We start from the raw sequence: 23985 nt of genomic DNA, 5'->3' as shown, positions 1-23985 counted from the left end.
GTTCGTTGAAAATGGACATATTAATGATTCTATCAACCAAAGATAGAACTTAATTAATCGATAAATCAATAAATGAAAATCGAAAGTTTTTCTTCCGACCATCACTAGGCTTTGGCCCGTTTTTTTATGGTCAAAAAGTTCTAATGGCTTTAGACAAAATTTATATATTTGAGCATGCAAAACCGTATTTCTTCATTTTTACCACTTATCGATACACAGTCTGAAATTTTAATTTTAGGTTCTATTCCGGGAGTGAAATCACTGGAAAAGCAGCAATACTACGCTCATCCACAAAACAAATTCTGGAAGATTATTTTTGAATTGCTGAATGAAGAATTTACAGAAGATTATACGGAAAGAATCAATATTTTAAAGAAATACCATATTGCCCTCTGGGATGTTATTGATTCCTGTGAAAGAAAAGGAAGCCTGGATTCTGAGATTAAAAATGAAGAGGCCAATCAAATTGCTGAGCTGTTGGAAGAACACCCTAACATCAGAGCTGTTTTCTGCAACGGAGGAAAGTCTTATAAAAACCTACAGAAACTTCTAGGAAAAAACTATAGACTTCCAGTCTTTTTATTACCTTCTACAAGTCCGCTTCATACCGTTTCCTTTGAAAAGAAATATGAAGAGTGGAAGAAGATCCTGGAATTTCTGGATTGATGATTCAATACCTAAAATTGAATCGTAAGGATAACAGTCAGCATTAAGATTCCTGCGGAATGACAAATACTAAACACAGTCTATGCACACACTTTGTCATTCCACAGGAATCTAAACGTAGTAAGAATCTGCCTGAGCTGCTCAATCTGTGAGAAAAGATAAACCACAAAAGCCACAAAATATTTTAGACACTTTAGATTTTTTTTAGTTAATATCAAACTGCTGAAAAGTTCATTTAAGTTTTTTAAAAATCTATGATTTTCTTATATATACAGTTAGATTCCTGCGGAATAACATGGTAAATGGAAATTCCAATCATTATCTTTTAACTTCATGGGAATTTGAAATCAGATGCTCAAATATACCAATTGAAGACTAAATATTCCTCTCCTCTGGAGGGGTGGCGAAAATTCGAAGAATTTTTGACGGGGTGGTTAATGGCGTAAATCGATTTTTCACTACAAACCGAAGATCTGATTTAATCAAAATTTCGATGAAAGTATCTGATTTTCTACTGTATATGTGTTAGGAATGGAGAAAGCATCAGTCTTACTATATCAACAATCTGATCAATCTGTTAGGCGGGAAATTAATCAGCTTTCAAGTATTTCCTTAATCCTTTTAACAGTTTCAGCTGATTGCGTGTTCTGTTGAGATTATGCTCAGGATACTGTATCGAATAATATGTGCTTCCATTCAGATAATCTGTCAGAAAACGAACTGCCTGAATATAGATTACTACCTGCGCTGCATAATCAAGATGCTCAAGTTCTTTGAATACCAGCTTTTCTTTTAAATGAAGCAGAAATCCATCTTTTACAGCCCTGTATATGGATGGACTGAAGTTTTTTATAGCACTTCCGTCATCTTCATTGGTTGTATTGGTGTAAGACCTTGCGATATCTCCGAAATCATACAATAAGGTAGAAATCATAATGGTATCCAGATCAATAACCGCTAAAGGACTGAAATCGGTATTAAAAAGAATATTTCTGACATTAGGATCTCCATGTATGATTCGGCGGGGGAGATCATTATTTCTTTCCATTTCAATCCAGTGCCGAGGTAAGAACAGCAAATCGTTAATTTCTTCAATCTCAGTAGAAGCGTTTTCTATAAGGGCTACATCGGCAGCATGTAATGAATCCCTGTAATCTGAAATTCTTTTTTCAAAATTGATGAAATCAGGAATTGGGGACTGGATATCCGGAATATCTCCTGTATTAATGGCATTAAGAAAACATCCTATTGCTTTTGCAGATTCATAAGCAGAGGCTTGATCATGAATTTTAAAAAGGGTTTTTGCATTTTCTATAAAACTGGATAACCTCCATGAATCCATATTTTCATCATAGACGATAAAACTTCCCGTTAAAGATGGAATGGGCTTTATAAGCTGCAGAGGATAATTTCCATTTTCTAAACGTTGATTGACAACAATATGGTTATTGATGATAATCTCCGGCTGTTTGAAAACGGTACGATTAATTTTTTGCAGGATAAACTTTTTCTGTTGATCTTTATCTTCTAAAAGGTAGGTCGTATTGATCAGTCCATCCGTAATAGGGGAAATGTTATAATTATTGGTGCCAATAAACTGATTTACAATGCTGTTTAGTTCCATAAATCTTCCGGGTATCTGTTTTTTTGAATTTCTGAGGTCAGAAAATCTTTAATGCTCTTTTTGTCGTCTGCGTATGTTACTCCCATCCATTGGGAAGGTGAGATTTTCACTTTTACTTTTACCTTTTTTTCATCCATCATTCTCTGTATGGCGAAAGGAATATAAAATTCCTGATCAGGCATCGGGTCTGATTTTATAAAATCATAAAAATAGGTTTCCAGGGTACCAAAAATACCGGGATGGAAAATGAAAAAGTTCATGGATACTAAGGTATCAGGAGCTATTTCTATAGACTGCCCATTTTCTGTATAAATAATTGAATCATTCACCTTTTGAATAGATGTCTGTTCTTCTACCTTGACAAGGAAACTGTCCGAATCTAAAGTACAGATTCCCCTGGCAACAGTTCCGTTACCGCTTAATGTAGTACTTACCGGATAAGCTGCCATAGCCAGCTGTATTGCTGAAATATGATGAAGTTCAATTTCGTCAGCTGCCAGATGATAAGCTTCTTTTCCGTAAAAATCATCTGCATTGATCATTACAAAAGGTTCATGTATCACATCTTTTGCGCAAAGAACAGCATGAGCGGTTCCCCAGGGCTTCTGCCGTTCTGAGTAATCAAAATCAGGAACAGGAATACGATCCATTTCCTGATATACCCAATGCAGCTCAAACCCTTTTGCTTGGGATAGAGCATTAAGCCGGTCAATATAACTTTTGGGAACTAATCTGTTAACGATAATCACTATTTTACGGAAGTCAGCCTCAAGAGCATCATAGATAGAATACTCCAAAATCGGAGAGTCGTTATCGAGTATTCCATCCACTTGCTTGAGACCTTTATAACGGCTGCCTAATCCGCCGGCCAATATAAGTAATGATTTTTTAGAATTCATCGGTCATTCCAAATACAGGTTTACGGGTCTTCCATTTACCATTGGTGAAATCAGGAATCTCAACAACCTGGCCGCCCTTGGCAATAGACTCTTCACTAAGCGGCGTAATGGAGTACCATAAAGCAAGATCATAAACGTCCATTGGAAATTCTATATTCCGTTTGATACATTCAATAAACGTATTCATCACAAAGAAATCCATTCCGCCATGTCCTGCACCTGCCGCTGTATTTTCAAACCTTTTCCACATCGGATGATCAAATTCTTTCATCCATTTTTCCGTATTTTCCCAACGGTGGCTGTGGTTCATTGTTTTTTCAAAATAAATATTTCCCTGATTAAAATCTCCCCATCCGAAATCCTGCCACAATCCTTCAGTTCCCTGTACACGGAATCCAAGGTCGTAAGGCCTCTGCAAGCTGGTATCGTGGGTTAACAGTATTGTTTCACCATTCGCACAGGCAATTTGGGTAGTGACGATATCACCCTGATTGAATTTTACCTTGGCATTCGGATGATTTTCTCCACCTTTAGCATGTTCTACGATATATTTGTGTAATCCTACAGATTTTGAGGAGAATGAAGAAAGCCTTGTTAAACGGTTTCCACGGTTGATATCCATCATCATGGCAACCGGACCTAATCCATGAGTAGGATACAGTTCTCCATTACGTTTTACATAATGTTCAGTTCTCCATTTTGCTTCACTGAAACCTTTATCACCAAATTCAGCTCCGGAATTATATGGGTTCACCCCGTCATTGAAAAGAACACCTCTCAGATCATGCTGGTAGCCGCCTCTTCCATGAACCAGTTCTCCAAACATTCCTTTACGGACCATATTCAGAATAGCCATGATATCTCTTCGGTAGCATACATTTTCCATCATGAAAATAGGAACCTTCGTTTCCTCATATACTTTCACGAATTCCCAGCAGTCCTCAAGCTTAATAGCTCCGGAAACCTCCATTCCCACAATCTTTTTGGCGCGCATAGATTCCACACCCTGCGTAAGATGCCATTCCCATGGAGTGGCAATAACAACAGCGTCTATTGTTTTTAATTTTAAAAGATTTCTATAGTCATATTCCCCGTTTGAAAACTCCTGAGCAGCAGATTTATTATTGTCTTTTAATATTTTCTGGGAAGCGGAAAGCATTCTTTTATCAGGATCTGCAAATGCTACAATTTCCACATCACTGCGTTTTGTCAGTAATTTTACATGCTCCTGCCCACGAAGCCCAACACCGATAAAGCCGACACGCACTTTCTTATCTGTTTTAAAATCATTTGAATAGGCAAATAAAGAATTGGGTACCACCAATGCTCCAAAGCTCGCCAAAGCTGCTGTTTTTAGAAAGTTCCTGCGGGAAGTACTATTGTCCATCTATTTTTTTTCTAAATATATTAAAACTTTTGTAAATCGCCGCGAAGAGAGTACTAGAGTGGGAGAGTATTAGAGTATTAGAGTATTAGAGTATTAGAGTATTAGAGTATTAGAGTATTAGAGTGGGAGAATATAAAATAGCTTATGGAGTGCACATCTGATATCTAGTATCTGGCATCTAAATCTAAGATCTAGCCTCTTACTGTCCAAAATAAGCCGTAATCAGTCTTTCTCTCATTTTATTTAAATACTTAATGTCTTTTGTATTGGACAGAATAATTAAGGTAAGATCATTTTTATCGGCTAGATGTACCCAGTTGGCACTATGCCCATAGCCTTCACCCTGACGTTCTACAAAAAGAGTATGTACAGAACCGAATTTTTTAGGATATACCCAAAATCCAAGTGCTGTATCTTCAAGCTTTTTATCAGGAGTAAGCATGGTGTTTAGGGTTGTTTTATTAAATAAGATATGGTTGAATAAGGCCTGATCAAAGAGTAGAAGATCTTTGGGAGTAGAATACATAGCTCCGGCAGAATAAAAATTGTCAATATAGGTGTTGGTGGGTGTATGAAGAGCAAATACATTTTCACCGTCAGCCGTATAACCATCATCAATATTCCGGATAATATCATTGTGATGAAGAAATCCTGTATTCTGCATTTTCAGGGGAGTTAATATCTGCTCTTTAAGAACATCTTCAAAAGATTTGTGGTATATTTTTTCAATAATCTTTCCAAGGAGGATAAAATCCCCATTGTTATAGCTGAATTTAGTGCCCGGTTTATCGATCAGCTTTTCAGAGAGAAAAGTACTGATGAAATCATCCAGATCCCATATCGTATTATCATAAGCCTGATGAATAAGTTCAGGCGAACTGATGTCTTTGTTTTCTCTCCCACTGCTGTAAGTCAACAAATTTCTTATCGTTGCTTTTTGGGCCGCTTCTCCTTTATATTCGGGATAATAGGTGGAAATAGGAGCGTCTAAATTTATTTTTCCTCTTTCATAAAGCTGCATGATTAATGCTGCCGTAAAAGTTTTGGTCAGCGAGAAGATATGAAACCTGGTTTCATCTGAAAAAGGAATATTATAGTGTCTGTCTGATAAACCTTTGTAGGTAAGTAATTCAATCCTGCCACCTTTAGCAACCAATACACTCCCATTGAAATTATCTTTCTGCACGCAGGAGTCAATGACCTGCTCAACTTTCTGTATCTGAGGATAGGCCAGATGAATCATCATCATCAGCATTCCTGACAGTATTTTTTTCATGGGGAATATATTTTTAGTTTAGTACTGAATTACTTACGTTAAAAGTAATCAATTATTTACGTATTATAACCCATATTATTATATTGAATGTTTACTGATCTATCCATGCTTTTCTTAACGCTAGCTGTTTTGCATTGAGATTAGAGGAAAGACTTACTTTTCCGGTAGTTTCATCATATGTAAAACCAACTTTTCCCAGATATTCTTTCAAAGGAACGGGTTGGGTACCTTCAATAAAATCCCTGAAAAATGTATGTATTTCCGGGAAAGTCATTTTTGTAATTTCATCAAACAGGTCATCATCATTAAAATATTTGCCTTCACCGTATTTTTTCATCAGCTGTAACATTAGATCCTGAGTTCCCATTTTTCCTCCGGAAAGCTCCCGTAATCTGATATCCAGACACATGCCCAGTAATGGTCCTTTTTGATAAAAATTCATATACTGGTCTTGTCTTTCCATGGCATTCTTACTGATCTCCGTGAAAGACAGCTTGTTGTCAAACTCTTTCATACCCTTTATCTTTTCTTCCAGGGTTTTTTCAAAATCCTCCAGGCCAATCATTTTTTGTTTTATAGGCATATGGATGGTTGCATATTCCGTCATTCCCTCATATAGCCACAGATGTTTGGATAGAGAAGGATGTAGAAAATCATAATACTGAATTTCTCCTGAATGAATGTTGAGAGGAGTAATAATATGAAAGAATTCATGAGAAGCGATCCTGTTTAGAGCATTGGGAAGAAACTTCATATTCCCAGACCGGTACAGGCAGACTGTCGATTGAGAATGCTCCAGCCCATCTCCCATGAATCCGCTTTCATTTGAAGGTTCATAGTAAATCAAAAAGGCATATTTGTTTACTGGTAATGATCCTCCCAGATAAGCTTGCTGGTTTTTCAAAATGTTCTCTATCTCAAGAGCTATTTTTTTTGAATAATGCCTTTCTTTCTTATTATAAAATGAAACAAGAACTTCAGTATGCCCTATTTTCAGCCAGGTGGTATCAGGAACACAGTATAAAACAGGGGAGTCCACCAGCTGGCGGTAATCTTTGGCCCATACGATATCTGTATTTTTATCTTTCTGTTTGTAATCCAGCGCAGAAGAGGCGTAAAAATCTTTATTTTTTGTAATATTAATTTGATAGGGAATATCTTTCATTTCCTCAAAATATCCCACCAAAGAATTATAATTGATGACAAAAACACTGTCTTTACTAAATGTACTGCCCGCAGATTTAGCTCCATGGGTATCTTTTTCTAAAGAATCCCATCCATCGGCTACCTGATATGATATTTTGTTGACATGCTTAAGGTCATGTACCATCCAGCTGTTTTGATCCAGACGCTCGACAGGTATTTTTTTTCCTTTTTTATCAGTAGCCACAAGATTAGAAACATACTGACCGAAATTCATGGCTTGATAAAACCCGGGAACCAGTTTGGGAATAATAAACTTCCCTTGTTTAAGGTTATTTTTGGGTGGCGTAAAAGAAACTTTGACTTCATCATTCGATAGATGAAGAAGGTCGATATGGTATGCGTAATTTTCCTTTGATGCTTGGGCAATAATTGTAGAAGGAAATATAACCAGTACAAAAACTAACTTGATCAGGTTATTCATCTGCTTTTGTTTAACTGGTACGAAAGTACAAAAATTGCCCAAGGTTAAAGAGCTTTATTTTTCCGTAAGATACACTTCTTCATAAGGTTGGATCAGCACCCATCCGTTTCCTGAAAACTTCATTTGAAATTCCTCGCCGCTTCCTCTTCCGATAAGACTTTTAAAAGAAACATTTGTTTTCAGTTCCGGGCTGAGGTTTCCGGACCAAGCCACAGTAGCATTAGGATCTGTGAAAACAGGAGTGTCAGGAGTTACCAATAGAGTTAAAGGATCCCCATGCGTAGTGATAGCAATATGACCTGTTCCCGAAAGTCTGGCTTGGAAAAGGCCTCCCGACATCATCCCTGCTACACTTTTAAGCATGGTTATATCGCTCTTTACACTTTGCTCATGCGCTAAAATATCATTGCCATTCACACATACAGCTTCATTATTTAAATACAGAATACGGACTTTCTTCCCCGAATCTGCTACATACAGCTTGCCTGTTCCTTCAGCTTTCATCAGCCTGGCACCTTCGCCACTAATGGCTTTCTTTAAAAGATTACCTATACCTCCGGCCAGCATGCCCTGTCTTTCGAAATTGATATTGCCTACATAGCTTACCATACTTCCTCTTTTGGTCCATACAGCCTGATTATTAAGATTGATTTCTAAAAGGTGTTTGGTTTCCAGCTCAAAATAGTCTCTTTGTTGTGGATTTTCTTTTGTTTCATTAATAAAGGCTTCTATTGAATATTTGCTCATAATTATAATTTTTTGATTTGTTTTCTATATTACTTGTTGATTCTGCATACCTTACATTCTCTTTTATTGCTTTTAGGATTTAAATCCACAAACTCATAGTTTTCGAAATCTGCAAGTTTGGTTTTGAATACTTCTGTAGCTTTTTCTACAGACCAGTTTTTGGGATAATGAAACCCGTCAAATGCTGCACCTCGAATATGTGCTTTAAAATCATGTGAAAATTCATCATCACCAGAATATGTCAGCGCTATTTTGCCGGTTCATTCAATAGTGTAGCGGTGATTATCATTTTTTGAAAATTTTATTTTGTGGCCGGCACAACTGTCATGTCCCAGTAAATAGATGTTAAAGGTAAGATCCTCTTCTTCAAAATCACGGTAAGAAGGCAGGTCATTGCTGTGCAGTTCACTCTTAATAACAGAATCAAAATCCACTTTTTCCCCTGGCTTGTCTATTCTTATTCCGCCCTGATCGCCCCAGTAGGTTGACGATAAAATACAGGCATGGTAATTACCCCACACTATTTTGGAACCCCAGTTAGATGAGGTTTCTTCTTCAATATCCTCATTTTGATCATCCGCATAATACTTTTCTGTTTTTAAATGAAAATCAAACCATACCGATTCATCTTCATCTATTCTGCCACTCCAATTGAATGCGATAATTTGATGCCCGTTAGGATATGGGCTGTTAAGAAAATAAATTTTACTTGCTGTTTCCATCGGTAATTTTTTACTGGCAACTAAAATAAATCTTTTTTTTCTTTTGAAATCCCCGTATAATCACGGTTTTATATTTGATCGTAAATAATACTTGACAAAGGGGTGCTGAATGTCGTATATTTGCACTCCGAAAATTACACCTTGTAATTTCAATAATTTTTAAACCGTAATTTAAAATGAAAACATCAGATTTTAATTTTGATCTTCCTGAGGAATTATTAGCAGAGCATCCATCAGAACACAGAGACGAAGCTAGATTAATGGTTCTTGATAGAAAAACAGAAACTATCGAGCACAAATTATTTAAAGACGTTGTGGATTATTTTGATGAGAAGGATTTATTTATTTTTAATAATACCAAAGTTTTCCCTGCACGCCTTTATGGAAATAAAGAAAAAACAGGAGCTAAAATTGAAGTTTTCCTTTTAAGAGAGCTTGATAAAGAAACTCGTGTTTGGGATGTATTAGTAGATCCAGCGAGAAAAATCAGAATTGGTAACAAATTATTCTTTACTGAAGATGAATCTTTGGTAGCTGAAGTAATAGACAATACCACTTCAAGAGGAAGAACTTTAAGATTCTTATTCGACGGTTCTTACGATGAATTCAGAACAAAACTAAAAGAATTAGGAGAAACTCCGCTTCCAAAATATATCAAAAGAGCAGTAGAGCCGGAAGATGCTGAGAGATATCAGACGATCTATGCAAAAATAGAAGGTGCAGTAGCTGCCCCTACGGCAGGTCTTCACTTCTCAAGACACCTAATGAAAAGATTGGAGATCAAAGGGATTGATTTTGCTGAAGTTACCCTTCACGTAGGATTAGGAACATTCAACCCGATTGAGGTAGAAGATCTTTCCAAGCACAAGATGGAATCTGAAGAAATCATCATTGATGAGAAAAACGCTGAAATCATCAATAGAGCTGTAGAAACCCACAGAAGAGTTTGTGCCGTAGGAACTACTACCATGAGAGCATTGGAAACTTCTGTTTCTTCAAACAAAAAAATCTCTGCTTTCAACGGATGGACGAATAAATTCATTTATCCACCTCACGATTTTGGAGTAGCTAATTCAATGATCACCAACTTCCACACACCAAAATCAACATTATTGATGATGATTGCTGCATTTGCGGGAAGAGATTTCGTAATGCATGCTTATCAGGAAGCCGTAAAAGAAAAGTATAAATTCTATTCTTACGGTGATGCAATGTTAATTCTATAAATTATGTATACATGTAGAGTGTACAAAGTATAATGTATTTTTAGTTTTTAAAATTAATACAATACATAGCGTTATTACTTTGTACATTTTACATTGTACTTTTTACAACAATGAAAGATATCCGTATATTATCGTTAGACCAGCTTAAAGACTACTTTGTATCTTTAGGAGAAAAACCGTTTCGTGCGAAACAGGTCTATGACTGGCTATGGAGTAAAAACCTCCACTCGATTGATGAAATGACGAATCTTTCGAAATCACTTCGTGAAAAAATTTCCGAAGAATATACCATTAATCCCGTGTCCGTAGATCTTCTTCAAAAGAGTGCCGACGGAACAATCAAAAACGGAGTAAAACTCCATGACGGATTATTGGTAGAATCTGTTCTTATTCCAACAGAAACAAGAACTACAGCCTGTGTTTCTTCACAGGTAGGCTGCTCATTAAACTGCGAATTCTGTGCTACAGCCAAACTGAAAAGGATGAGAAACCTTGAAGTGGCAGAGATTGTGGATCAGGTGGCCCTGATTGACAGCCAAAGTAAAATGTATTTTGAGAGACCCCTTACCAATATCGTATTCATGGGAATGGGAGAGCCGATGATGAACTACAAAAATGTAGTGGAAGCCATCAGAAAGATCACCCAGCCAGAAGGATTAGGAATGTCTCCAAGAAGAATTACTGTATCTACATCTGGAATTCCTAAAATGATCAAAATGCTTGCTGACGATGAACTGCGTGTGAAACTGGCACTGTCTCTTCACTCTGCCATCGAATCAAAGCGTAATGAGATCATGCCTTTCTCAGATAAATTTCCGTTAACGGATATCATGGACTCCCTGCAGTACTGGTACCAGAAAACAGGCTCAGTCATTACTTTTGAATATTGTGTCTGGAAAGGAATCAATGACGGGGATGAAGATATTAAAGCTTTAATCAAATACTGTAAACAGGTTCCTTCTAAAGTAAACCTTATACAATACAACCCAATTGGAGACGGAAAATACGATCAGTGCAACAAACAGGCGGAAGAAAACTATATCCGTCAGCTTGAAAATGCCGGAATTACAGTAATGGTCAGAAGAAGCCGTGGTGGTGATATTGATGCTGCCTGCGGACAATTGGCCAATAAAGCGACCGATTAAAATTTCCTTAAAAAACGTTAAAACCCCCTTTACTACATTGTTTAAAGCCCTACCTTTGCACAAATTATTTTGTGATGATGGACTTTTTTATGAATGAAGATGGGTTAGAAAATGTATATGCATGGTCAATTCCACTTCACGCTACAGTTATTTTGGCCGAAATGATTTACAGCCATGTTTCTGAAGCTAAATTATACAGTGGGAAAGATCTCGTTACCAATGTTTATCTGGCATTGATGAATTTCGGTCTCGATCTTATTATGAAAGCTTTTGCAATGGGGGTAATGTTTTTCTTTTACCACCACAGGCTTTTCTCATGGGATTTTAGCATCTGGTATTTTCTGATCTGTTTTATTATTACAGACTTTGCCTATTATGTGCTGCATTATGTAGATCACCGTTCCAGAGCATTCTGGGCTGTTCATATTACACACCACAGTTCAGAGTATTTTAACCTGACAACAGGATTCAGAAGCCCTGTTTTGCAGCCGCTTTACAGGTACTTATATTTTTCTCCTCTGGCCTTTTTGGGCTTTAATCCCTGGCATATCATGGTGGTTTATGCCATCGGACAGGTATATGGAACCTGGGTACATACACAGACCGTGAAAACTATGGGAATCCTGGAATATATTCTGGTAACACCTTCTCACCACCGGGTACACCATGCCTGCAATATTAAATATCTGGACAAAAACATGGGAATGTGTCTTATTATCTGGGACAAAATGTTCGGTACTTTTCAAAAAGAAGATCCTAATGTTCCCATCAAATACGGAATCTATCCCAAAATGCCGGACAATAGACCGGATACCGTTCTTTTTTATGAATGGCGAAAAATCTGGAAAGATCTTAAACAACCGGGATTAAAATTCACAGACAGAATCAATTATATTTTTAATTCTCCGGGATGGAGGCATGACGGAACGGGAAAGACCGTAAGACAATATCAGAAAGAGTATTTTGCAAGACAGGCTAAAAAGAAAGAACAGCCGCAAAATCAGGAAGAACAGAAAATTGCTTAACCTATAAGTTAATTTTAAATAAAAATCTATCATGAGAGCGGGCTTTTGGCCCGTTTCCTTTTAAACTACCTTGTAAAATCTCCAATTTGCCACCCTCTGGAGAAGGAGAATGACCACACGTCAAATTTGTGGCTCTTTCCATAAAATAAAATTAATGATCAAAAAGTAACTACATTTTTAACACCTCACACCAAGAATCTCGTCTTCTCCTTATTTAAACCTAAAGCTCTATTTTTGCCTAATGAAAAAAATCCTTCTGGTTATTAGCCTTATCCTTGGTCAGTCCGCATTTTCACAGCAGACTGATTTTCTGAAAATAAAAAAATACAGAGTCAGCTATCTGGATCATAAAATTGAGGAAACCTCCGGATTGAATATGTTTAACGGAAAATTATATACTTTCAACGATAGTGATAACGCTCCGGAGCTGTTTGAGATCAGCAAAACATCGGGAGAGATTTTACACACTTTAAAAGTTGATGCTAAAAATACTGATTGGGAAGCTCTTACCAATGATGGTACTCATTTTTATATAGGAGATTTTGGAAATAATGACGGAAGCAGGAGGCATCTTAAGATTTTTAAAGTGCCCGTACAGAACGACAGCCTGCAAAACAGCAGATTAAAGGAAATTCTGTTTCACTATCCGGAGCAGACCGATTATATATCGAGCTACTATAATACAAATTTTGATGCAGAAGCCATGGTATATGCCCATGGAAAAATTCACCTCTTTACAAAAGAATGGGCTTCAAAGGCCAGTACACATTATACCATAGATCCTGAAGTATACGAAAAACAAGGAGCTGTGAAAGCAGAATCTTATAAAGCCAATTTCATGGTAACAGATGCTGCTTATTTTGATAAAAAACTTTATTTAGTTGGTTATACCAAGAAAACAGAGGTTTTTCTGGATGTTTTTACAGAAACAGAGCCAGGTGTCTTTTTTAAAGAAAAGCCAAAGCATTATTACCTTGGAAGTTCTACGGCCATTGGTCAGATAGAAGGAATAGCAGTGGATGAAAACGGGATTTATATTTCCGGTGAAAAATTTAAATATTCAGTAGTGAGAACAAAGCAGACATTTTATTTTATTCCTAAAGAAAAACTCAAAGATTAATTTTTCTTAAAATTGACCGAAAAAAATTATCTTTGTGAGAATAAATAATTATTCACCCAGCATTCGCAGATTGTGGCAAACATTGTAGAAGACATTAAGCAACCGATCAATGAGGAAATGAAACTTTTCGAACAGAAGTTTTATGAATCAATGCAGAGTAAAGTTCCCTTATTAGACAAAGTCACCCGCTTTATTGTTACAACCAAAGGGAAACAGATGCGACCTATGTTTGTATTTCTTTGTGCCAAACTGGTGGGGAATGTTAATGAAAAGACCTATCGTGGCGCCTCTATGATCGAACTGATTCACACGGCTACCTTAGTCCATGATGATGTGGTGGATGAAAGTTTCAAACGCCGTAATTTCTTTTCTATTAATGCTTTATGGAAGAATAAAATTGCTGTTTTGGTAGGGGATTACCTTTTATCAAAATCAGTATTATTATCTACAGATCATAAAGATTACGATTTATTGGGTGTCATTTCCAGAACAATTCGCGAAATGTCTGAAGGAGAGCTTCTTCAGCTTGAAAAAGCCAGAAAACTGGATATTACAGAAGATGTCTATTATGAAATCATCCGTCAGAAAACAGCTACCTTAATTGCTGCCTGCTGTGAAATTGGAGTTCTTTCCAATAATGCAGACGAAATACTTGCTAAAAAAATGCAGAATTTTGGTACTTATACCGGGATGGCTTTTCAGATTAAAGATGACCTTTTCGACTTCTTAAGCTCTAATGTAATTGGGAAGCCTGTAGGAATTGATATTAAAGAGCAGAAAATGACCCTTCCTTTGATTCATGCTTTGGAAACAGCCAGCGAAAAGGATAAAAAGTATTACTTTAATACCATAAAACGCTATAATAATAATCCTAAAAGGGTAAAAGAACTTATAGAATTTGTTAAAAGTTCCGGAGGATTAGAATATGCAGTAAAAACTATGAAAGAATTTCAGCAAAAAGCTAAAGATATTCTTAATGAATTTCCAGACTCTGAAGCACGAAGCTCTTTACACAGTATGCTGAGCTATGTTATCGAAAGAAAATTTTAAAAGTTAAAATAAATAATAAAAAAATCGGAATGCAGTAAGCATTCCGATTTTTTCTTTTAAATTTTCTGAATCGTTACATTGGTTACGTTCCCGCTTCCGGTACTTCCGGTTTCCGTTGCTAGAACTGTACAGTTTTGATTAGGTGCAGCTGTAAAACGGATTTGATAACCGGCAGTAGGAATAACAAGCATCGTAGTATAATTCATAAGTTCTCCTACGGTTCCGGAGGTTGCCGTAGCGTTATAATGGCTTCCCCTTCCCAGATAATTGGCATCAGGAACAGGACGTACTCCCAGAAGCAGCTGGGTTCCGGCTGCCGCATTTGAGAAACTGGCCTGCAGAGTAATCAGATAATTGCCTGGCTGGTTGAACGTTAAAACTCCTGTACCTGTATTATAAGAATAAAATGGTGAAGTTGCTAACGGAGTAGAAAACAGTAACGTAGTAATAGAAAGGGTTGTAAGGCTTTGACTGGCAGTAAGACGGGCATGAAATAATGAATAATCTGTAAAATTGATGGTCTTTAATACTCCGTTTGCATCGGCTACTACAACTCTGTCATTTCCTCCCACTCCAATATTGGAATTAATATTTCGAATTCTGACATTTCCCGAGCCAACATCCAGTTTGTCTGTAGGTACGGTAGTTCCAATACCGGTATTTCCTGTTCCCGTTACAACAAAATCATTAGCCTGCTGCAGTACAGAAGGACTTCCCGTTGTTGGATTGTCTTTTGCTGCATCAACGTGGAAAACAGCCTGTGGATTATTTGTATTAATCCCTACTTGTGCAAAAGTAAGCATAGGAAATGCCAAAGCATTTGCCAATACTAATAATGTAATTTTCATCTCGTTTTTTTTGAAATTTATAGGAGTGAAATTACAAATATGACAGCTAAAAAACAAGTATTTCATTCATATGTGAGTTATTTTGCTTGTTTAGATGGTTTTTATTTATTAATTTTAATGTTTACTTAATTAATTGGTAATATTAAACTGTTTTTAATTCAATAAATAGAATAATATTAATTAAAGTATTTTCATGGTTACAATAATAACGGCTAGAACTATACAAAATAAAGCGAATAAAAATAAATAATCCGCAATAGTCTCAAACTGGCTTTCCTTCTTTTCTTCTCTTGTTCTGATAGCCAGAAATGAAAAGAAACAGCTGCATGCAAAAAGCAGGCACGCAAGCCCGGCGAATTCGTCTAAATATGTATTGCGACTGATTTTAGTGATTTTTAGTGAAGTGATAATGATCAGCGAGAATCCTAAAAGATTGCTTGAGGCATTAAGGATATGAGGGGACTTTTTTTCCATCTTTTACAATTTTTATCAAAATAAAGCACAATTTTTTTTATTATCAAATTTTTAATAAAGATTATTAAAAATTAAAATTAATTTAAAAATTGTATATTAGCAAAATACTTGAAGAATAAAAAACTTTTTTACTTAGCTATGCAAACAACCTATATTGAAACACAGCAGATATCCTTTCAAGATTTTAAAAATCAGATACTTGAAGACTATAAGTTAGGAAGGATCTCCCGTGAAATGTCTTATCTCGGAAGGAGAGAAGTTCTCACAGGAAAAGCTAAATTCGGAATTTTTGGAGACGGTAAAGAACTTCCTCAGTTGGCAATGGCGAAAGTTTTCAGAAATGGAGACTTCCGTTCAGGATATTACAGGGATCAGACTTTTGCATTAGCAGTAGATGCTTTGACAGTAGAAAGCTTCTTTGCACAGCTATATGCTGATACAAGTGTAGAAAGGGAACCTGCTTCCGCCGGAAGACAAATGAACGGACACTTTGCAACAAGAAGTTTAAATGAAGACGGAAGCTGGAAAGATCTTACAGCACAGAAAAATATTTCTTCTGATATTTCTCCTACTGCAGGACAAATGCCAAGATTATTAGGATTGGCTCAGGCTTCTAAAGTGTATAAAAGTGTATCCTTTGAAGGTTCTGAGAAATTCTCGAAAGGAGGTAATGAAATTGCTTTTGGAACAATAGGAGATGCCTCTACGGCAGAAGGTCATTTCTGGGAAACTTTGAATGCTGCATGTGCACTTCAGGTGCCTATGATCGTATCCATCTGGGATGATGGCTATGGAATTTCAGTTCCTACTAAAAATCAGAGAGCTAAAGCTGACATCAGTGAAATGTTAAGCGGTTTCCAAAGAAAAGAAGGAGAAAACCAGGGTTGCGAGATTATTCAGGTAAAAGCCTGGGATTATCCTGCTTTATTGGATGCGTATGCAAGAGCTGAGCATTTTGCAAGAACAGAAAGTGTTCCTGTAGTAGTTCATGTAATAGAAGTTACACAGCCTCAAGGGCATTCTACATCAGGATCTCACGAAAGATATAAAAATGAAGAGCGTCTTGTTTGGGAAACGCAATTCGATGGATTAGTGAAATTCAAAGAATGGATTTTGAACTATTCTATTGAAATTGATGGTAAAGACGAAGTTATTGCTACCGTTGAAGAATTGGATGCTATTGATGATGAGGCTAAAAAAATAGCAAAAGCAGGCCAGAAAGTGGCTTGGGACAGCTACCAGAAAACAATTACAGATTTAGTTCAGTCCATTTTACCTTTAGTGGAAAATCTTAAAGGCCAGAATACTGAAGTTGAAACTTATATTGTTCAATTTAATAAACTGGTTTCTAAAGCTAAAAAAGATGTTTTCCATTTAATCAGAAAATCTTTACTGGCAACAAGAGGAACGCATTCTGCAGAAAGAAATCAACTGATACAGAAGTACAATGAAGTTTTTGAAATTGAAAAAGACAATTATTCTTCCCACCTGTACTCCCAGTCACAATGGAAGGCTGAAAATGTAAAAGAAATCAAGCCTGTTTACTCAGATAGCTCTGAAGATGTAGACGGAAGAGTAGTGGTAAGAAATAACTTTGATAAAATTTTTACAAAATATCCTGAAACCTTAGTATTTGGTGAAGATGCCGGAAATATCGGTGATGTTAACCAGGGGCTTGAAGGAATGCAGGAAAAGTATGGCGAATTACGTGTAGCTGATACCGGAATTCGTGAAGCTACCATTCTTGGTCAGGGGATTGGTATGGCAATGAGAGGGCTACGGCCTATTGCTGAAATCCAGTACCTGGATTATGTCCTTTACTGCTTACAGGGAATGAGTGATGATCTGGCAACCGTACAGTACAGAACAAAAGGTGGTCAGAAAGCTCCTGTAATCATCAGAACAAGAGGTCACAGATTAGAAGGAATCTGGCACTCAGGTTCTCCAATGGCGGGGATTCTGAACCTTTCAAAAGGGATCCTGGTATTAGTTCCGAGAAACTTAACTAAAGCTGCAGGGTTCTACAATACGATGCTTCAGACGGACGAACCTGCTATTATTGTAGAATGTCTGAACGGATACAGATTAAAAGAAAAACAACCTGATAACTTAGGAGAATTCACTGTTCCTGTAGGTAAAATTGAAGTGACCAAAGAAGGGAAAGACGTTACGTTGGTAACTTATGGTTCTACCTGGAGAGTAGTTTCTGAAGCCGCTGTTGAACTGGAAAAATTAGGAATTTCTGCAGAAGTTATTGATATCCAGTCATTAATTCCTTTCGATTTATCTCACGAAATTGCTGAAAGTGTAAAGAAAACCAACAGATTAGTAGTGATTGATGAAGACGTTGAAGGAGGAACTACAGGATTTATCTTACAGCAGATCTTAGAAAAGCAGAAAGCATTCAGATACCTGGATTCAGATCCGTTAACGATCTCTGCTAATGATCACAGACCAGCGTATGCAAGTGATGGAGATTACTTCAGCAAGCCTTCTACAGATGATATGGTAGAAAAGATCTATGCTATGTTCAACGAAACAAATCCTCAGAAATATCCTGCGATATTCTAATTGGGGTTTAAAATAAAAAAACGGCGAGCTTTCAGATTTCTGAAAGCTCGCCGTTTTTCATCATAAAAAGTAGATCTGAAATTTTAATCTGCTTCAGCCAGAGTGATCCGTAGCTTATTCAACGTATTCATTAAAGTGATACTTGCTGTCAGTTCTACAATCTCCCGCTCTGAAAAATGTTCAGCCAGTTTTTCTTTGATCTCATGCCAATCATCAGTATGGTGAATGACAGCCTCTGCCCAGCTTAAAACAAGCTTTTGCTTAGCATCAAATGCATGGGTATGCCTCCAGCCGGGTAGCCTGTTAATAACATCCTGCTCAAAACCAAAATTGAGGAGCTCTTTAGCATGGTAGCTGCAGCAATAGGGACATCCATTGATCTGTGAGATCCGTAGTTCTACCAGGGCAATAAGCTTTTCTTCAATCCCGGATTTTCGGATGCTTGTATGTGCTTTATACAGATGACCAATGGTTTCTTTAGCTATTTCTTTATAATTCATAATGGAAATTTTATACAAATTTGCACTATAAACTCATCAATAGCTATATACTTACTTTTCCGTTCTATACTTACCTTTTTGAAAGTACCCTTGGATGAAGCTCTAATTATTAATAAAATTGTTTCACCGTCTCAATAGCTTCTGTTTCAGGATCAACAAACAGGTAAACACATCCGTTATCGTGGAACAGATCACAGTCTTTAATGTCCATTTGTCCTAAAAAGAAGAAAGGTTTGTCGTTTTTAATCGGCCAATTAGGATTTTGTATCCATTGAGGAGGTTTCGTCTGATATTTAAAAAGATGAGCATACCGTTGTTTCATATAGAGCTTTTGATCAGCTTTTGAAAGGGTTTTATCTTCCGGTAAAATGTATTTTTCAATAAAGTCTGGGTCGGCATCTATATATTTGGGGCTTGTACTTAGAATCAGATTATACTCATCTGAGTATTCGGTTGAAGAAGTAAATTCAACTCCTATTTTTGAAAGAAATAGCTTTACAGCTCCATGGGCGTTTAATTTTCCGACAGAACTCTTATAATCTTGTTCTGCCAAAAATAAAAATGGATTTGTATCCTGTAAATAGGTTCCTTGCCAAGTAATGCTAGGGTCTGAAAGGATTTTTTCTAAATCCGGATTGGTATAAAGCTGTTGCTCAAAATCTTTTTCAGAAATTGTATTTCCAACAAAGTCTTTCAAAATCTGTATCCCGTCTGCCATTTTTAAATATACTGTCTTTATAGCTTATGATTAAATTATATATGACGTTATTTTAATTTTATAGTAGTGATAATATAAGTTGAAATGAAACTAAAGGCTGTCAAACATTAACAGCCTTTTTACTTTCTTTATTCAGCATGCTACAATCCTTTGTAGGCAATTCTTTAACCTGGTATTTTGCTTCCCACTCCTCCAGCAGGTATAAAATAGGCAGTAAAGCCAGTCCTTTTTCTGTCAGGGAATATTCTACCCTTGGAGGAAGTTCTTTAAATTCTTCACGAATCACCAGGCCATCACTTTCCATTTCCCGTAATTGATCGGTCAGCACCTTTCTTGAAATAACATTAATGCGCACAGCAAGCTCTCCAAAGCGTAATCTCCGGTCTTTGATCACCAGTACAATAATGGGTTTCCATTTGCTTCCCAATGCAGCCATTGCCTTACCCAATGGGCAGCTGTATTGCATTAATTCATTCTTTTTCATAGGGAGATATCTATTTTAAGCACATATAGAATTGAGATTCCATATGTTACTTTGATGTTACTAATGTAAGTTACTGCGAAGTTACCACTATTTTTTTAATAAAAGATACAAAAACGAACTATTATTAGTTACTTTGTGTAACAATTATAAAACAATATTAAAAAATGAGTACATCATCATTATTTAAACCGTTTCAATATAAGAATTTACAGCTTAAAAATAGAATTGTAATGGCTCCCATGACCAGAGCACAATCTGATAATGGAGTTCCTACACAGAATATAGCAGACTACTATGGGAGAAGAGCAGCTTCAGAAGTTGGATTGATCCTTTCCGAAGGAACCGTTATCAACAGACCCGGATCAAAAAATTTACAGAATATCCCGGATTTTTATGGAAATGAAGCCTTAAACGGATGGAAAAACGTCATTGATACCGTACATCAGCATGGAGGCAAAATGGGTCCACAGATCTGGCATGTAGGGGATACAAGAATGTCTGAAGATTATCCATTGGTTGCTATGGAGAAAGCTTCTACAATGACGATTGAAGATATCCAGGATACCATTGCCCAATTTGCGGCATCAGCGAAATCTGCAAAAGACCTTGGATTCGACTGTCTTGAAATTCACGGAGCACATGGCTACCTTATTGATCAGTTTTTTTGGGAAGTAACCAATACCAGAACAGACGAATATGGAGGTAAAACATTAAAAGAAAGAAGCCGATTTGCCGTGGAGGTAGTAAAAGCCATCAGAGCAGCAGTGGGAGAGGACTTTACCATTATCATCCGTCTTTCACAATGGAAACAACAGGATTATAAAACGAGGTTGGCATTTACTCCCCATGAAATGGAAGACTGGTTATTACCTTTAAAAGAAGCTGGAGTAGATATTTTTCATTGTTCACAACGCCGTTTTTGGGAACCTGAATTTGAGGGTTCTGATTTAAATTTTGCAGGTTGGGCTAAGAAAATTACCGGGCAGCCAACGATTACGGTAGGTTCTGTGGGATTAAACGGAGATTTTCTTAATGCTTTTGCAGGTAAAGGGACAGAAAAAACTGACCTTACAGAACTGATCAGAAGACTTGATCATGAAGAATTTGATCTTGTGGCAGTAGGAAGAGCAATCTTGCAGGATTACCAATGGGTCCAAAAAATCAAAGAAGGAAACACAGAAGAACTTCTTGATTTCTCAGCAGAAAGTATGGGCGTATTATTTTAAATAGAGTGGTGAATAGGGAATGAGTTTCGCTGTCAATTTTTTAACAGCATATTTTATTCACTGCGAAGCAAAATTGACGGTTCACCATTCGGTTTAATCATCATAATTCACTTTATTTTATATTTAATTTTTTCACCTATTTATTAAAGAACCGGCTTTCAGAATTTCTGAAAGCCGATTCTATTTTTAATCCTGTATCCACATGCTGTAGGGCAGATTCACAAATCCAGTACATTGGTTTCCGAACTCTTTAGCACTATGTGCGAATAAGTTAACATATCACTTATAATTTTGCACAAAAAAGCACTTAGTATGGGCCAGTTAAAATAAAATAAACCCGCTCCCGGAAAATCCGGGAGCGGGTTTTTAACAGATTTAAATATCTAAAACTGCCTTATAACGACAGAAGTGATTTCTTATAAACCAATATTTTTTGTTGGCTTCAACTGCTTCAGAATACTTTTTGGAATTGCATTTTTGTGAACCAAAATAGCGGTTGATTTATATTCAACATAAGGTCTTGATACATAAAGGTATCCTGCAAAGTCATTGGTAACTCCCCAGGAATTTTTCACCATATAATATTCTTTACCGGTCTGGTCTTTTGCCAAACCTACGATATGCATACCGTGGTCATCGGTAGTAGAAAGGTTGTTTAGAGCTTTCTGACGCATATCTTCAGTAATTGTTTTATCCTTTTTAGGCTCTGTAAACAACGTCTGCTTATTTTCAGCAGTAATTTGCTCTAAGTCCATATCAGGAACATAAGCCACTCCATTTTTGTAAGAGAAATAAGGCTCGGAAACATCAGTTGCCCAGCCGATAGAATATCCTTTATTTACGGCATTGTCGATGATAGAAGTAAAATCTTTCATCGGAACATTCCAGTCTGAATCATGGCTCCAGTTATCAGGAATTGGAACTACGAATTTTTGGTAATAAGGATAATCTTTGTAAGAAGATAATTCTACATAATCTTCAGGATTAATTCCCACCACTTCTTTCGCGAATGTTTTAGGAGTGTAGTTTTTCCCTTCATATGTAAAATTAGCAGGTACCTTTCCTAAATATTCATCAAGAATAGCATCCACAGAATCCATCCAGTTATCAGAAAGTTTTCCTTTTGAAGAAGCCTGAACCAGGCTATCCAATACCGGCTTTATTTTCCCCTGCATTTCTTTGAAGTTGTTTACCGTTTGTCCGGATTTTAATCCAGAATAAACATCTTGAGGAACAGCTCCGTACTTTTTGTACATATTGATTACATCGTGAAGTTCTCCACCGTCACCCCAACTGATAGCTCCGTTATTTAAAACATATAACTTTGCTTTATCATGATAAGAGTTTCTGGCCGTGAAAATTTCAGCAAGATCTACAGGCTTTTTGCCCATTCTCTGCATTTCAGATTCAAGGAAAGAATTTCCTGAGTAGCTCCAGCAAGTTCCTGATGAACCCTGGTTCTTTACAGAAGTAGCACCAACGTCCTTTAGCGTTGTGAACTGAAAATTAGCATTTTGTGAGTGGTTGTTTTTTAACTTATTGATTAAGTCATCTTGGGCAAACATCATACTTCCTGCAGACAAAACAAAAAGCAATGATGCGATTTTCGCATTTTTCATTACTATAAAAAGATTATTTGTATTAATAGTCGTTGATAATAGAGATTTGTTACAGAGGGAAAAGTTAAATTTAAAATGAAATTTTTTATAAAAAAGAGAAATGATTAAAAAAGCTAATAATGAACTTTTTATTTTAACCACAAATCGAAGATTATCTCCTTTCAGTCGATGAATGTTATTTCGACGTAGTCAAAAGTTACAAAGTTTCTTGAACACTTAATAATGTTATGAAAATAAGCTCACTAAAGCTCACGTAAGTTTTAAAAAAATCAAAAATTTTTTACTTAAGTGTACTTTTTATTTTCAATCAGTTTAAACTTAAAATAAACTAAAGTGTTTATAACGTTTCATTCAGCTTTTGTGACTAAATTTTTAATTAGTTTAAACAGGCGGGAAGTCAACATAAAAGATAAATCTAGGATTATTTCATACACTCCATTTATCTCTTTTTAGAGTTCTCCGATCCGTTTTTTTGCTTTCTCAGCGTTCTTTGCCTATTCATATATTTACTCTATTTTAGGAAAAAGTTTATCATGTTTCCAACCTACTCAAAAGTTTCTGCATCTATCCTGATATAACTCCTGACTATGGAACGAAAATTATTATTAGAATGCCAGCGTAATGACCGCAATGCCCAGCGGAAGATCTACGAGAAAATGGCGGGCAGACTGTACGCTGTCTGCAGACGCTATCTGAAAAATGATGAAGATATTGAAGAGGTATTGGCAGATAGCTTCTACAAGATATTTACAAAGATTGGCCAGCTTCAGAATCCTGAAACCTTCGAAGCCTGGGCAAGGAAAATTGCAGTGAATGAATGTCTGCAGAACCAATAAAGTCATGTTCATTTCTTTGGAAGAACAAAAATAAAGCTGAAGAAGGGTACAGAGCGGAATTTATCAGATTGGTAGAAAGCTACAAAACAATTAAATAACGATGAAAAACAGGCATTCCCAAAGGATGTCTGTTTTATTTTAAAATTAATTTTCAAAAATTATTGAAAATTCAAAAAATATAATTAGATTTGTAAT

22 protein-coding genes are annotated in these 23985 nt (G+C 36.4%); 9 read left to right on the top strand and 13 right to left on the bottom strand.

The window, feature by feature from the left end:
- Nucleotides 1-174: 174 nt before the first annotated feature.
- Nucleotides 175-666, top strand: coding sequence for a DNA-deoxyinosine glycosylase (locus tag MP477_RS05185; protein ID WP_230035722.1), 492 nt, complete (start codon nucleotides 175-177; stop codon nucleotides 664-666).
- 589 nt (nucleotides 667-1255) lie between these two features.
- On the opposite strand, the gene MP477_RS05180 is transcribed toward MP477_RS05185, so the two are convergent.
- The 7 genes from MP477_RS05180 to MP477_RS05150 form a co-directional block, all read right to left on the bottom strand.
- Entirely contained in the window at nucleotides 1256-2290 is a 1035-nt protein-coding gene (locus MP477_RS05180; RefSeq protein ID WP_257189441.1) for a phosphotransferase enzyme family protein, read from the bottom strand.
- Nucleotides 2281-3189, bottom strand: coding sequence for a sugar phosphate nucleotidyltransferase (locus tag MP477_RS05175; protein ID WP_257189440.1), 909 nt, complete (start codon nucleotides 3187-3189; stop codon nucleotides 2281-2283). Before MP477_RS05175 ends, MP477_RS05180 begins: the two co-directional genes overlap by 10 nt.
- A complete protein-coding gene (locus tag MP477_RS05170) occupies nucleotides 3179-4576 on the bottom strand; it encodes a Gfo/Idh/MocA family protein (protein ID WP_257189439.1) in 1398 nt (465 codons plus the stop codon). Before MP477_RS05170 ends, MP477_RS05175 begins: the two co-directional genes overlap by 11 nt.
- Nucleotides 4577-4775: 199 nt before the next feature.
- A complete protein-coding gene (locus tag MP477_RS05165; protein ID WP_257189438.1) occupies nucleotides 4776-5852 on the bottom strand; it encodes a serine hydrolase in 1077 nt (358 codons plus the stop codon).
- Between the two features lie 91 nt (nucleotides 5853-5943).
- Entirely contained in the window at nucleotides 5944-7479 is a 1536-nt protein-coding gene (locus MP477_RS05160) for a hypothetical protein (RefSeq protein ID WP_257189436.1), read from the bottom strand.
- Nucleotides 7480-7533: 54 nt separating this feature from the next.
- Entirely contained in the window at nucleotides 7534-8226 is a 693-nt protein-coding gene (locus MP477_RS05155; RefSeq protein ID WP_257189435.1) for an AIM24 family protein, read from the bottom strand.
- Nucleotides 8227-8486: 260 nt separating this feature from the next.
- The gene (locus MP477_RS05150; RefSeq protein WP_257189434.1) at nucleotides 8487-8948 is read right to left on the bottom strand and encodes a hypothetical protein; all 462 of its coding nucleotides are present in this window, start codon (nucleotides 8946-8948) and stop codon (nucleotides 8487-8489) included.
- 176 nt (nucleotides 8949-9124) lie between these two features.
- On the opposite strand from MP477_RS05150, the gene queA reads away from it, so the two are divergent.
- From queA to MP477_RS05125, 5 genes are all read left to right on the top strand, one after another.
- The gene (queA, locus tag MP477_RS05145) at nucleotides 9125-10174 is read left to right on the top strand and encodes a tRNA preQ1(34) S-adenosylmethionine ribosyltransferase-isomerase QueA (RefSeq protein ID WP_230035768.1); all 1050 of its coding nucleotides are present in this window, start codon (nucleotides 9125-9127) and stop codon (nucleotides 10172-10174) included.
- Nucleotides 10175-10284: 110 nt separating this feature from the next.
- Entirely contained in the window at nucleotides 10285-11319 is a 1035-nt protein-coding gene (gene rlmN, locus MP477_RS05140; RefSeq protein WP_209801710.1) for a 23S rRNA (adenine(2503)-C(2))-methyltransferase RlmN, read from the top strand.
- Nucleotides 11320-11393: 74 nt separating this feature from the next.
- Nucleotides 11394-12344, top strand: a complete 951-nt coding sequence (locus MP477_RS05135) for a sterol desaturase family protein (protein ID WP_230035770.1) — start codon at nucleotides 11394-11396, stop codon at nucleotides 12342-12344.
- A 241-nt stretch (nucleotides 12345-12585) separates the two neighbouring features.
- Nucleotides 12586-13464, top strand: a complete 879-nt coding sequence (locus MP477_RS05130) for a hypothetical protein (protein ID WP_257189433.1) — start codon at nucleotides 12586-12588, stop codon at nucleotides 13462-13464.
- Nucleotides 13465-13536: 72 nt separating this feature from the next.
- Nucleotides 13537-14514 carry a polyprenyl synthetase family protein gene (locus MP477_RS05125; protein WP_230035774.1) on the top strand — a complete coding sequence of 326 codons (978 nt, stop codon included), beginning with the start codon at nucleotides 13537-13539 and terminating at the stop codon, nucleotides 14512-14514.
- Between the two features lie 56 nt (nucleotides 14515-14570).
- Here the strand turns inward: MP477_RS05125 and MP477_RS05120 are convergent, their stop codons facing one another.
- Nucleotides 14571-15362, bottom strand: coding sequence for a hypothetical protein (locus MP477_RS05120; RefSeq protein ID WP_257189432.1), 792 nt, complete (start codon nucleotides 15360-15362; stop codon nucleotides 14571-14573).
- Between the two features lie 180 nt (nucleotides 15363-15542).
- A complete protein-coding gene (locus MP477_RS05115; RefSeq protein ID WP_257189431.1) occupies nucleotides 15543-15836 on the bottom strand; it encodes a hypothetical protein in 294 nt (97 codons plus the stop codon).
- Between the two features lie 138 nt (nucleotides 15837-15974).
- Between MP477_RS05115 and MP477_RS05110 the strand changes: the two genes are divergently transcribed.
- Entirely contained in the window at nucleotides 15975-18407 is a 2433-nt protein-coding gene (locus MP477_RS05110) for a thiamine pyrophosphate-dependent enzyme (protein WP_257189430.1), read from the top strand.
- An 83-nt stretch (nucleotides 18408-18490) separates the two neighbouring features.
- Here the strand turns inward: MP477_RS05110 and MP477_RS05105 are convergent, their stop codons facing one another.
- The 3 genes from MP477_RS05105 to MP477_RS05095 all read right to left on the bottom strand — a co-directional run bounded on the left by MP477_RS05105 (nucleotide 18491) and on the right by MP477_RS05095 (nucleotide 20109).
- Nucleotides 18491-18907, bottom strand: coding sequence for a carboxymuconolactone decarboxylase family protein (locus MP477_RS05105; protein ID WP_230035782.1), 417 nt, complete (start codon nucleotides 18905-18907; stop codon nucleotides 18491-18493).
- A gap of 109 nt (nucleotides 18908-19016) precedes the next feature.
- On the bottom strand, nucleotides 19017-19625 hold the full coding sequence (locus MP477_RS05100; protein ID WP_257189429.1) for a hypothetical protein: 609 nt from the start codon (nucleotides 19623-19625) through the stop codon (nucleotides 19017-19019).
- Between the two features lie 100 nt (nucleotides 19626-19725).
- The gene (locus MP477_RS05095; RefSeq protein WP_230035786.1) at nucleotides 19726-20109 is read right to left on the bottom strand and encodes a helix-turn-helix domain-containing protein; all 384 of its coding nucleotides are present in this window, start codon (nucleotides 20107-20109) and stop codon (nucleotides 19726-19728) included.
- A 164-nt stretch (nucleotides 20110-20273) separates the two neighbouring features.
- Between MP477_RS05095 and MP477_RS05090 the strand changes: the two genes are divergently transcribed.
- Nucleotides 20274-21335: an NADH:flavin oxidoreductase gene (locus MP477_RS05090; protein ID WP_257189428.1), complete on the top strand. Its 1062-nt coding sequence runs from the start codon at nucleotides 20274-20276 to the stop codon at nucleotides 21333-21335.
- A gap of 416 nt (nucleotides 21336-21751) precedes the next feature.
- Here MP477_RS05090 and MP477_RS05085 read toward each other — a convergent pair whose 3' ends face one another.
- Nucleotides 21752-22954: an aminopeptidase C gene (locus tag MP477_RS05085; RefSeq protein WP_230035790.1), complete on the bottom strand. Its 1203-nt coding sequence runs from the start codon at nucleotides 22952-22954 to the stop codon at nucleotides 21752-21754.
- Between the two features lie 587 nt (nucleotides 22955-23541).
- Between MP477_RS05085 and MP477_RS05080 the strand changes: the two genes are divergently transcribed.
- On the top strand, nucleotides 23542-23790 hold the full coding sequence (locus MP477_RS05080; protein WP_257189427.1) for an RNA polymerase sigma factor: 249 nt from the start codon (nucleotides 23542-23544) through the stop codon (nucleotides 23788-23790).
- Nucleotides 23791-23985: the final 195 nt, after the last annotated feature.

Source organism: Chryseobacterium sp. WG23, assembly GCF_024586575.1.
Classification (GTDB): Bacteria; Bacteroidota; Bacteroidia; order Flavobacteriales; family Weeksellaceae; genus Chryseobacterium.
This window is presented reverse-complemented; position numbering and strand designations above follow the sequence as displayed.

Coding starts and splice junctions, on each gene's coding strand:
- MP477_RS05185 (WP_230035722.1), top strand. CDS start 175: ATGCAAAACCGTATTTCTTCATTTTTACCACTTATCGATACACAGTCT.
- MP477_RS05180 (WP_257189441.1), bottom strand. CDS start 2,290: ATGGAACTAAACAGCATTGTAAATCAGTTTATTGGCACCAATAATTAT.
- MP477_RS05175 (WP_257189440.1), bottom strand. CDS start 3,189: ATGAATTCTAAAAAATCATTACTTATATTGGCCGGCGGATTAGGCAGC.
- MP477_RS05170 (WP_257189439.1), bottom strand. CDS start 4,576: ATGGACAATAGTACTTCCCGCAGGAACTTTCTAAAAACAGCAGCTTTG.
- MP477_RS05165 (WP_257189438.1), bottom strand. CDS start 5,852: ATGAAAAAAATACTGTCAGGAATGCTGATGATGATGATTCATCTGGCC.
- MP477_RS05160 (WP_257189436.1), bottom strand. CDS start 7,479: ATGAATAACCTGATCAAGTTAGTTTTTGTACTGGTTATATTTCCTTCT.
- MP477_RS05155 (WP_257189435.1), bottom strand. CDS start 8,226: ATGAGCAAATATTCAATAGAAGCCTTTATTAATGAAACAAAAGAAAAT.
- MP477_RS05150 (WP_257189434.1), bottom strand. CDS start 8,948: ATGGAAACAGCAAGTAAAATTTATTTTCTTAACAGCCCATATCCTAAC.
- queA (WP_230035768.1), top strand. CDS start 9,125: ATGAAAACATCAGATTTTAATTTTGATCTTCCTGAGGAATTATTAGCA.
- rlmN (WP_209801710.1), top strand. CDS start 10,285: ATGAAAGATATCCGTATATTATCGTTAGACCAGCTTAAAGACTACTTT.
- MP477_RS05135 (WP_230035770.1), top strand. CDS start 11,394: ATGATGGACTTTTTTATGAATGAAGATGGGTTAGAAAATGTATATGCA.
- MP477_RS05130 (WP_257189433.1), top strand. CDS start 12,586: ATGAAAAAAATCCTTCTGGTTATTAGCCTTATCCTTGGTCAGTCCGCA.
- MP477_RS05120 (WP_257189432.1), bottom strand. CDS start 15,362: ATGAAAATTACATTATTAGTATTGGCAAATGCTTTGGCATTTCCTATG.
- MP477_RS05115 (WP_257189431.1), bottom strand. CDS start 15,836: ATGGAAAAAAAGTCCCCTCATATCCTTAATGCCTCAAGCAATCTTTTA.
- MP477_RS05110 (WP_257189430.1), top strand. CDS start 15,975: ATGCAAACAACCTATATTGAAACACAGCAGATATCCTTTCAAGATTTT.
- MP477_RS05105 (WP_230035782.1), bottom strand. CDS start 18,907: ATGAATTATAAAGAAATAGCTAAAGAAACCATTGGTCATCTGTATAAA.
- MP477_RS05100 (WP_257189429.1), bottom strand. CDS start 19,625: ATGGCAGACGGGATACAGATTTTGAAAGACTTTGTTGGAAATACAATT.
- MP477_RS05095 (WP_230035786.1), bottom strand. CDS start 20,109: ATGAAAAAGAATGAATTAATGCAATACAGCTGCCCATTGGGTAAGGCA.
- MP477_RS05090 (WP_257189428.1), top strand. CDS start 20,274: ATGAGTACATCATCATTATTTAAACCGTTTCAATATAAGAATTTACAG.
- MP477_RS05085 (WP_230035790.1), bottom strand. CDS start 22,954: ATGAAAAATGCGAAAATCGCATCATTGCTTTTTGTTTTGTCTGCAGGA.
- MP477_RS05080 (WP_257189427.1), top strand. CDS start 23,542: ATGGAACGAAAATTATTATTAGAATGCCAGCGTAATGACCGCAATGCC.